The sequence below is a fragment of the Pseudogracilibacillus sp. SO30301A genome, assembly GCF_037072025.1.
GTDB lineage: Bacteria > Bacillota > Bacilli > Bacillales > Amphibacillaceae > Pseudogracilibacillus.
In genome coordinates this window covers 78,203-88,547 of sequence record NZ_JAXHDD010000013.1, presented here as the reverse complement: position 1 = coordinate 88,547, position 10,345 = coordinate 78,203, and the positions used below count along the sequence as shown (strand labels likewise).

Sequence of the window (10,345 nt, the reverse complement as noted above, 5' to 3'; positions counted from 1 at the left end):
TTATGTTACCCATTAATTGTTACTGAACCACATTTTTTAAAGAATCTACGGAAGATACGGTTAAAGGAATGTCATTCATAAATGCGCCTGGCCTTTTCGCGCTGCGTACAAGAAGTTCTAGTATTCATATGAACGAGATGTTTGAAACTATTAATGAAGGTGGAAACGAATGAAACAATTACGAAACTATTTTTTAATTTTTTATGCTTGTTTGTTTTTACTTGGTTGCCAAACATTTAAGGACCAAGAAGAGAATGAAACTACAAATACAGGAAATTTGAATGGACAAAATGAAAATGAAAAGGCGAAGGAAAACGTGAGTGAAATAGATATTTTTGACTTTGAAAATTTTGGGAGAACTCCGGAGGCAACGGAAAAGCATTCAATAGATGAAGTGATTAAGATTTATTTTAGTGAATGGACCTTTGATGATCCATTCGAACCGATTGCTATTAATATTGAAACCGATGAAATCTATGTAAACCCTTCGCTTAGTTTCGTTCGATTTAGTACTTATGATGAAGTTGTAAAAATTAATCAGACTGAGCAAGTGCTAGAAATTTTGGAAACGTATGATGTGCAAAGCTGGAAGACAGATTATACGTTTGAAGATCCTGATTCATATGAAGATGGATACAGTTGGCGGTTATGGTTACAGTTTGCAGACGGGACGGTTGAAAAGTATTCGGGTGAAGGGACGAATGTAGAAAAACTTACACCAGATAACTTTCAGGAGTTTGCTAAGGAGTTAAGAAGTTTTGTTGAAGAAAAACTGAAAGAAAGCGAAGACTAGACTAGAAAAGCGGGTTGGTGTGCCCGTCGTCTATGAGGACTATCAACAGCGGTAGCTTGACAAACTTTTGTCTGGCAAGGTTAACTGGAGGTGCATCAGGTATTGGCAAAGCAATCTGTAAAGAATTAGCTGCTAACGATGTCTATGTGATTATCTCAGATATTAATGAACGCAGTGGTCAGACATTGGAAGCTGAACTCAATAAGGAAGCCATAACATCTCGATTTGTCTATCTCGATGTAACCGAATACAATTCTTTAGAAGGTGTTTTTAAAGGAATTTATAAGGAATTCGGCAGGTTAGATTATCTATTTAACAATGCTGGGATTGCGATGTACGGTGAAATGTACGATACAAAAATAGATGACTAGAAAGAAATCATGGATATTAATTTATGGGGAATCATTTATGGAACAGAAATTGGTTATAAAATAATGAAGAAACAAGGTTTCGGGCATATAGTAAACACATCATCAGCTGCGGGTATTGGTCCCTCTCCTGTATCTACAGCTTACTCAACTACAAAGCATGCAGTTGTTGGTTTAACAACCTCTCTTCATTACGAAGCCGAAGAATTTGGTGTTAACGTGAGTACGCTTTGCCCAACATTCGTTGATACCCCAATTTTTGATGAGGCAAAAGCGATCAATAAAGATAAGTCAATGATGGCTAAACAATTGAAAAAACAAAAGATGATGTCTCCCCAACAACTTGCAAAAATTACCCTTAATGGAGTTCATAAAAATAAACCTATCACTATCATATGTCCGATGCCAATGCGGAAGACAATGGATGTTATATTTACAATTTTCCCTCCATTACACAATGCTTTGATGAGGTTGGTTTGTAAGGTGAGTAGAGAATCACGTATATCATAAATTCGCTTTATCAACTTAGTCGACTAATAGAAGTTATATTGCCATGAACGAGCACTTTAACAACATTAAAAAGCACCCGATTGTCGTTCGTAGATTTTGTAGGTCCATCAAAATTAATCGTATATGACAGCTTTTCCTTGTTCACGTAATTTTTTTAAAGATGTAAGCATCTGATTTATTTCTTCATCGGAATGTCTTTCCCATGAGCCTAATTCATCTATTATTTTTAAAGGAGATTTAGATCTGTAAGAACGTGTTGGGTTTCCGGGGAATCTTTTGTCGGTTACGTTTGGGTCATTTTCAAAATCTCCTAATGGTTCAACAATATAAATTCTTTCTTTTGATTTAGATCTTGCTAATTCAGCACCCCATTTAGCAGCATCTAAGGTGGCAGTAAAATATATATAGTTAGATTTTTTATCTTGGTAATTTGATAAGTGTTGAGCTTCTAATAAATCACCAATTTTTAGTTCAGCTTTCGTACCATGGAAAAAAGGACCATTATCCAACACGTCTTTATTGTCAGTCATACTGATACACCCCTTATTTTTAAATCTGTGTATAACATTATAGTATGGGAATTACCAAAAAAGTAGTCTATAACTAATTTGTAAATTACGGTATAATGGAAGTAGAGAGAATGATAATTAGCGCCAATATCCTATTCTTTATCGGGAGTTGTCAGGTGTAGTGATGATATCTGATTTAGAAGAAGATTGGAATGTTTGAAATCTTTTCACAAAAATAATTGAATTTTAAGGTATAATGATAAAAGAAATGTAATTAAATTTACATAATATATTAGAATTCAAAGTTAAAAGTTATAAAGTAAACTTTTTCAAAAGGAGAGTAAATATGGTAGTAACATCACTTGTTGTTGGTTTAGTATTAACCGTAGTTACTTTGTTGTTGACATTAGTAACAATTTCCCAAGGATATGGGTTCAAGCATACGATTGATCCTTTAAAAGAGGGAGATCAAGTGCGTGAATATACCGATAATGGAGATAAAAATAAGATTTAAACTTTATTCCGCAATCGATTGTGGGAGAGTCATATGTAATAGTAAAAATTAAACAGCTGGATTTTAGCTCTTTTTTAAGAGGAGGGATGTTTACATGCCCTCTCAAATTCTTTTCTTTTGTTCATATTTCGATTCCGTCATCCTATTTTTAAATGTATAATACATCGCAAAAAACAAATTAAAGAGTAAAACATAAGTAATGAATTAATTTACTTGTTTAATGGTCTTCTCAATTCGTCCAATAAACATAATAAGATGAATATATTTATAAATTAACCCCATCATTAAAATCATCAATAATATTTCTTTGAGCAGCTTACCATTTAAGATTTTTATAAAACAGTAATTATAAAACAGTAAAATGAAACGCTCCAAAAATTGACTTCGTTAGTCCTTACATATCATAATTCAAGCTTCTTTATTTTGACAAGTTTTTTCGATTTAATATCGTAACCACTTTTTGCGAATCGGGTGACTTCAATAGACAAATGTTCACAATCATCTGTATGTGATGCTTTTAAAATGTTTATGCTTTTTGTTTTTAATATTAGCCAAAGTTTTTTCTTATCTCAGATCGTAAGGTGACAAACATCATTGGACTAGTTCTACCTCCTTTACACATTATGATTATCGCAATTGTGATTATTTTCCTGTTAGCAAGATGGAGCAAGCAATTGGAAACACGGCGTTTTACAGTTTTCTTTTACTTTTTGATTAGTACTTATATTGCTCCGATTTTTACTCTAAGTACAAATGAAGGTGCATTTGAACTTTGGCTACCAATAGGATTTATAATAGTTTTCTTTTACTTGCTTTATAGCACAAGGAACCATCCATCGAAAATGAAAGCGAGTATTTTAGGGTTATGTATAGCTATATACCAATTAATTTTACAGTATTTTAGCTGATATTTTTGCGGAATGAGTAAGGAAACTATTTAAATATAAGAAAGACAGATATTCAAATTAGAGGTGAAGAAGATTGACAGGAATTAGATTGTTTTGGATATTAATTGTATTTATCATAGTCCTTACTTTTAATCTTTTTTTACAGCCACTAGAACGCATACCTTCAGAAGTCTTCTCATATGTATGGTCGATTGTAGTTATAGTAAAACTAGTTGATCTCGCTTACATTTTTATTAGAAAACGTAAAATTAAAATGTTTAAGACTATTGACCCACTACTTATAGGTATGCTTATTGGAGCAATAATTGTTTCGATAGATTTGCTTCCGATTAATGGGGAGTTACTACGGGATTTATTTTTTGGTCTATCTCCATTATTTTTATTTATTAATAAAGTAAATGATCAGGTTGAAGATTTCCAAATTGATGAAGCCTAAACTACATAACATACTAGAGATAAAAGAGAAATTAGATTCTTTGGAAAAAAGAGTGGAGTCGCTTGAAAGAAAATTAGACGACAATAAATAGCCGATTTTTTTGTTTCAAAATCGGGCTAAATTATCTGAATCTGCCATTTCTTCAAGGTACAATATTTCTAATTTCAGAGGGATGAAATGGTTGGGCTGCTTTTCGCACTTGTTTCTCATTAAATAGAAAAAATTAAAAGGTTAGAGAAAAAGAGAAAGAATAGGAAGATAGGACAAGAAAGGGGTATGGTGTACAGAAATATCATGACTGGATAACTTTTTAATGCGACCGTTTTTGATACCGAATTCCCTTAAATCTCTTTGTATAAGAAAATGAATACATAACCGAGGAGCAAAATAAAATAGATAGAAAAACATAGCCGAATAAAAAAACTTTTGACTGGACAACAGATTAAACCATAAGCACTGAAAACTAACAGCAAAAATAAATAGGAATCTATTCCCACCCCCAGCATTTTGAAAGGCATTCTACATGCAAAAATATGCAAGGGCAAAACATTAGCTATGAATAATAAGCTTGTTGAATGGTCTCCTCAATCCGTCCATTAGAACTTAATCCAGATGATTACATTTGATTTTGAATTTTTATTGCATTATTTGGGTTTCAGAACCTTAAGAAAAAACAGTTGTCACAATAAATTATATTCGTTCTGTTATGTAAATCTGTTGTTAATTAGTCGGAATATGGTTTGGTTATTGCAATTTATTAACTAATGTACCTGGCTAGTGATTAGATAGGGAATTTGATTATTTCCGAAGTAAAAGAAAACAAATATTGAACTTTTCTTTTACTTCTTGATTAGCACTTATATATCCCCGATTTTTACTCTAGGTACAAAAGAAGGTCATTTGATCTTTGGCTACCAATAGGATTTTTTTCTTTTACTTGCTTCTTACACCCTTTAGAACGGATACCTTCAGAAGTCTTTTCATATGTATGGTCGATTGTAGTTATAGAGGATGTTCAAAAAGTCCGGTAAAAATGACACTGCGAATTTCTTCGTTGGCTTGCTTTTCCGCTCCTTGAATAAGGAAAGCACTTTTTCTGCGTGCTAGAAGCGTTTCCTTGGAAAAGAAAATCACTTTTCCTGCGTGACAGGTCTTTGCTCATGTATTTAAATGCATACATTCCGCTGACGGGAGCTGCGCGCCTCGAACTTCTTGGTCCTTTTTATCCTCTTTTTTGAACACGCACTTATAGTAAAAATATTTGATCTCGCTTACAATTTTATTAGAAAGTGTAAAATTAAAATGTTTAAGAATATTAATCCATTACTTATTGGTGTGTTCAGTGAAAAAAGAGTTTTACCGGAAAAAGTGGTTTACTATATTGACGTTGATTTTTTTGCACTGCTTGGAATTTTAGTTATGTGGATAAACAATCACTCGAGTAAAACAACTAGAATCATAGCATCGATACGTTTGGACTTTATTTTATTTGCTTAGTAATTAAAGGGCAGACGGCAGCGTAATACGAATGTTAATTTACCGAAAAATCTAATCTAAGAAATGAACAGTTAGCATGAGTTAATGATACTGTATCGGATTATAGAAAGCTACTTACTGACAGGAATTTTGTAAAATTCATCCTCACAAAATAATTCTTTTAAATAACCATTTAGCAGTATTTCCTCAGGATCCATCTGTTTTCTTAGTTGTAGGAAATCATTGAATCTTGGATACATTTCTTGAAAGTCTTGTGCGGTTAGTGAATGCATTTTTCCCCAGTGTGGCCGGCCCTCATAATGGAGGAACACTTCTTCAATCGCAGCGAAATATGCTTCGTACTCCATTCCTTTATACATATGAATGGCGATATAGGCGGAATCTCGTTGATAAGAAGGGCTCAACCATAGATTATCTGCTTGAACGTATCGGCATTCGATCGGAAAGTGAACTTTAAATTTATTTTTTCGGATCACATAATCAATGTCTTGCAGAACAGTCGCCATCTTGTCGGCGGGAACACTGTATTCCATTTCATTGAATTTTACCAGTCGTGGAGTAGCATACATGTCGAAGCTATTACCTATTGCTTTTCCAGTCGGAACTCCCCAGGCAATGATCTTACTAATTAATTTGCTCATTTTTGGCTGGTTTTTACTTAGTTCGGACAATAACCAAAGTGCACCGTTTTCTAGGACCATGTTATTGAAGCTACTTTTTCCTTTTAGTTTTGTGACGCCTTCATCTCTTGGTGAATTTAATGTTTTAATTTGACAGGTGCCCGTGTACGGAAACCAGAAAAACTCGAAATGACGATTGAAGGTTACCAGGGTATGTAAGTTTGGCAATATTTCACTTGTGGAAGTACGGCGGCTTTCGCTAATCAGTTGATGCGTATCGATGACTTGGATTTCTACTTTTACGATGATTCCAAGCATACCGAGAGATAAGCGGGCGGCGTCAAATAAATGGTTGTTTTCATTTTCGGATACAGTTAATATCTGTCCGTCTGCCGTGACGATGGTTAGTTTAGTTATTTGTGTTGATAGACTACCGTAGTTTATCCCTGATCCATGCGTCCCCGTACTAATCGATCCAGCGATTGTTTGTGAGTTGATATCTCCAAGGTTTTCCATTGCATACCCTTGTTCGTGTAAAAGAAGTCCGAGATCTTTTAGTGTCGTTCCAGCCCAGACCGTTACTCGTTTTTGCTTGCGGTTGATTTGATCGATTCCTCTTAAATTGTCCAAAGACAGAAGTACCCCTTCCGTTGCTGCAATAGGAACGAACGAATGGCCAGCTCCGATGACGCGAATTGTTTTCCCTTCGCTTCGGCATGTGTTGATAATATTTCGAATGTCCTCAATGCATTTTGGATAAAGGATATTTTGCGGCTCATTTAAAAATGATTCCGACCAGTTATTCCATTTCTTCTTCTTCTTTAAAGGAAACATCGATAATCACCTCGATATGTTTTATAGGTGTCTATAATTTTGCCGTCTTTTATCAAATGAATATGATGAAAATGCTCGCATAATTCCCCCGCTTTACTGTGACGAAGAAAAATCGGATCGCCGTGTTTAAGTGGAATGTCTCCGTCATAATAAATGGGAGTCTGGACTTCCCCTGCACCTTCATTAGCGGTTAGGCATGCTCCTTCCGGCAGGTAAATGTGAGGCATTCGGTCTTCGCCCATTGCCCCGGAGGCAATGTAGCCACCACCGGCACAGGTATACATATGTTTTTTCGGTATCCGAGTGATTTCAATAGCGTAGGCAAGTGCCGGCAGATTGGAATAATCTTTATAAAAATCAAATAGGCGAGAGTTGAAAAATCCGGAACCGACTGTGATTTCTGTGACATTCTCTTTCGCTGTCTGGTGCAAGCTCCCAGTACCTCCGCCATTGATAAAACGGAGATCGATTTGTTTCTGGTCAATGACGTCGATGATCTCCTGTCTTTTTTTCTTTAAAGCTCTTGATGAGTGGTTTTTAAGGAAGCGTACGACCTTGTTTTTCATCTTCTGTTTTGGATTATTGTCGGTTACACCAGCAATTTGGGCTTCGTAACCCATGATGCCATCAAGTTTCATGTATGGTGAGTCTTTAATCCGATTGATGAGGGTAACAGCTTGAGCAACAGTTTTTACAGGTGAACGGTGGACGCCAAAATGCAAACCGAGATATTCGCTTGAGAGATCGATATCCAGGCAGACGAGGAACTGATGATTGTTTTCTGCAGCAATCATTTCAAGATGCTCGATATGTTCAATGGAATCAACCATCACGGTTATGGTCTGTTTGTTCATGACTCGACTTGCAATTGATTTTAAATGCTCGGTGTTCCAGACAGGATAAGCTATCAGCAAATCGTCTAACCCATTGTCGTTTAAATAGATTGCTTCATCAGCGGCATAGCACATAATTCCTTGAAAAGTTGATGAAACGTTAAGGATTTCTTTGAGTATCGGCACACTGCGGATTGATTTGCTGGCGATGCGGATGTTTTTATTGTTGCTTGCGCTTAGAATATTTCGTATATTGGTACGAAACATATCTATATCTAAAAATAGACAAGGTTTTGGGATATCTTTTAAAGCATTTTTATAATATGTATACGTTTCCATTAGGCGCATCACCTCAAAGAGAAAGTTCTCGTTATTCATATTTTATCATGGAAGTTGGGTGAGGTGTAGAATTTTTTGAATTTTCTTTTTTGGGTTGATATTTATTAGAGCAAAAGGGAATTGAACGTCTTTATTTGAGTAAAAGAATAGTCATTAGGTAAAAAAGATGATTTACTATTACAATCTTGTTCTATGAGAGATTTTTTTGAGTTATACTGGTACTTAAAGAAGATATTGAAAAAATTCAAAAAATACTTGAAAGTGACGTAACGTAATCTTGTATAATCTAGTTAACAAGTATGTTGGAGTTGATAAAAGATGATTTCAATAAAAGAAGTAACGAAACAGACTGGAATTTCTGTTAGAACCCTCCGTTATTATGATGAAATTAATTTGTTACCTCCTGCCGGAAAGACAGAAGGAGGACATCGATTATATGGGGAAAAAGAATTAAAAAAATTACAGGAGATTCAGTTTTTAAAAACATTAGGTTTTAATTTAAAAGAAATAAGTGACATGCTGTCAGATGAAGACTGGGATTGGGCACAAGGATTAGAGAGCCAGTTAAATTATATAATGAAAGAAAAAGAAAAAATTTTGGAAATAGAAAGTACGTTAAAAGGATTGAAGAATGGCTTGACGATAGATGGGAAAATTGACTTAGTCTATTTAAATAAGTTAATTCAATTATATAAACAAGATACTGAAAAGAGAAAATTGTACAGAGAGCAATACTTTCATGCACAAGAAAGTGAATTGCTTGACCTCCTCCCAAACATGAATCGAAATGACCCAGATACATTAGAATGGATCGCTTTGATCGGTCAGTTAAAGCAACATAGGGATAAAGGTTCTGATGCACCCGAAATACAACGTATTATACGTCGGATTCATGAAAAAACAATTGAAACATTTGGGGATAATGAAAATTTTTTTGATAAGGTATGGGAAGTTCGCAAATCTCCAGAAAAATCACAGAAAGTTGGTTTTTATCCAATTGAACAGGATTTGATTGATTTTTTTGAAAGAGCTTGGGATATTTTTATGGAAAACTATGAAGAGGAATAGTGATAAGCGGATGGCTTTGCGATTATAGAATTTTTCCGATCGAGAAAGCCCACTTCTTTAGGTGGGGGATGATATGAGATCGGATACGGAGTGCCACTTCAAACGGAAAAGTTTGTGGTACTTCAAGTATACGACGGTTCTATGTCTGTCTGTTTTAGTTTGTTTTAACAAGCTGATACAACTTATATGAATGAATACAGACGAACGAAAAACAACAGTGTCATTAATCAACTATCATTTCGTGTTTTGTCCTCGATACAGAAAAAATATTTCGTAGAGGAACGATTTAAACAATTGGTGCAGGAGTTATGTGAGGAATTAGAAATTGTATCTGTTGAATGGAAAGGAGAGGGGTAATCATGCAATTATTATTGGATAATCATTGGGCAATTTTTATTGCATTAGAAATAAGTTCTTTACTATTTTTATTTCTATTTGTAGTCGTCCGTTATCTTTTGACAAACATTCGCGTTAGTTATGCTTTTTTAGTGCTGTTCATTGCAGCAATTATATTAGAGGCTCTCCTTGCTTTCGTTGTGTATAAACATACAGGAGAATTTACAACTTTTCAGATCGTAATCGTGATTTTTATTGTATATGCTGGAACATTCGGAATTAGTGATTTTAAAAAAATGGATCGTTATGTAAAAGATAAAATTGGAAAGTGGAAGGGAATCGATCTTTTAACAGACAAAGAGAGACAGATTATGGCTCACTTAAAAGACCCTAAAGTGATCGCAAAAAGAGCTCGGTTATGGTTTTATCTACATACTATTGTGTTTGCAATTGCTATCGTAATATTTTGGCAATATTACGGAAATGAACAGTATTCTTTTTCTTACTTTTTAACGAACTTAGATTGGTATAAGGATGAATTAATAGAACCACGACCATTTACAAATGAATTGATAACGAATATTGTACAAATTTGGTCGTTAATCTATCTAATCGATACAATTATTAATTGGTCGTACACAATTTTTCCGAGTGAGAAGAAAGATTAATAGTGAAACTCTGCTATATATTAGAAGAGATTATGCAGTATGAGAGTATACGAAGGGAGATTTTTAGCATTTATTTGCAGATGTAAAAAAGGGGTATATTTTAATCTGACCG

9 protein-coding genes and 2 pseudogenes are annotated in these 10,345 nt (G+C 34.5%); 8 read left to right on the top strand and 3 right to left on the bottom strand.

Annotation, left to right across the window (positions count from 1 at the left end; all coding sequences use genetic code 11):
• Positions 1 to 169 precede the first annotated feature (169 nt).
• Together SPD89_RS08950 and SPD89_RS08945 are read left to right on the top strand one after the other, a co-directional pair.
• Positions 170 to 793 (top strand): hypothetical protein, encoded by a 624-nt coding sequence (locus SPD89_RS08950; protein WP_336261610.1) that lies wholly within the window; start codon positions 170 to 172, stop codon positions 791 to 793.
• Between the two features lie 32 nt (positions 794 to 825).
• Positions 826 to 1,671 (top strand): annotated as a pseudogene (locus SPD89_RS08945) (SDR family NAD(P)-dependent oxidoreductase).
• A 113-nt stretch (positions 1,672 to 1,784) separates the two neighbouring features.
• Here the strand turns inward: SPD89_RS08945 and arr are convergent.
• The gene (gene arr / locus SPD89_RS08940; protein ID WP_336261609.1) at positions 1,785 to 2,201 is read right to left on the bottom strand and encodes an NAD(+)--rifampin ADP-ribosyltransferase; all 417 of its coding nucleotides are present in this window, start codon (positions 2,199 to 2,201) and stop codon (positions 1,785 to 1,787) included.
• A gap of 325 nt (positions 2,202 to 2,526) precedes the next feature.
• Here arr and ytzI point away from each other — a divergent pair, with 325 nt between their 5' ends.
• From ytzI to SPD89_RS08925, 3 genes are all read left to right on the top strand, one after another.
• Positions 2,527 to 2,694: a YtzI protein gene (gene ytzI / locus SPD89_RS08935; RefSeq protein ID WP_336261608.1), complete on the top strand. Its 168-nt coding sequence runs from the start codon at positions 2,527 to 2,529 to the stop codon at positions 2,692 to 2,694.
• A 981-nt stretch (positions 2,695 to 3,675) separates the two neighbouring features.
• Entirely contained in the window at positions 3,676 to 4,038 is a 363-nt protein-coding gene (locus SPD89_RS08930) for a hypothetical protein (protein ID WP_336261607.1), read from the top strand.
• A gap of 1,302 nt (positions 4,039 to 5,340) precedes the next feature.
• Positions 5,341 to 5,535, top strand: a complete 195-nt coding sequence (locus SPD89_RS08925; RefSeq protein ID WP_336261606.1) for a hypothetical protein — start codon at positions 5,341 to 5,343, stop codon at positions 5,533 to 5,535.
• Positions 5,536 to 5,645: 110 nt separating this feature from the next.
• Here the strand turns inward: SPD89_RS08925 and SPD89_RS08920 are convergent, their stop codons facing one another.
• Together SPD89_RS08920 and SPD89_RS08915 are read right to left on the bottom strand one after the other, a co-directional pair.
• On the bottom strand, positions 5,646 to 6,989 hold the full coding sequence (locus SPD89_RS08920; RefSeq protein WP_336261605.1) for a D-arabinono-1,4-lactone oxidase: 1,344 nt from the start codon (positions 6,987 to 6,989) through the stop codon (positions 5,646 to 5,648).
• Positions 6,977 to 8,161, bottom strand: a complete 1,185-nt coding sequence (locus SPD89_RS08915; protein WP_336261604.1) for an alanine racemase — start codon at positions 8,159 to 8,161, stop codon at positions 6,977 to 6,979. Before SPD89_RS08915 ends, SPD89_RS08920 begins: the two co-directional genes overlap by 13 nt.
• 318 nt (positions 8,162 to 8,479) lie before the next feature.
• Here SPD89_RS08915 and SPD89_RS08910 point away from each other — a divergent pair, with 318 nt between their 5' ends.
• The 3 genes and pseudogenes from SPD89_RS08910 (at position 8,480) to SPD89_RS08900 (ending at position 10,233) form a co-directional block, all read left to right on the top strand.
• Positions 8,480 to 9,229 carry a MerR family transcriptional regulator gene (locus tag SPD89_RS08910; protein WP_336261603.1) on the top strand — a complete coding sequence of 250 codons (750 nt, stop codon included), beginning with the start codon at positions 8,480 to 8,482 and terminating at the stop codon, positions 9,227 to 9,229.
• A gap of 186 nt (positions 9,230 to 9,415) precedes the next feature.
• Positions 9,416 to 9,565: pseudogene (locus SPD89_RS08905) on the top strand (transposase); the annotation flags it as partial.
• Between the two features lie 23 nt (positions 9,566 to 9,588).
• Positions 9,589 to 10,233 carry a hypothetical protein gene (locus SPD89_RS08900; protein ID WP_336261602.1) on the top strand — a complete coding sequence of 215 codons (645 nt, stop codon included), beginning with the start codon at positions 9,589 to 9,591 and terminating at the stop codon, positions 10,231 to 10,233.
• Positions 10,234 to 10,345: the final 112 nt, after the last annotated feature.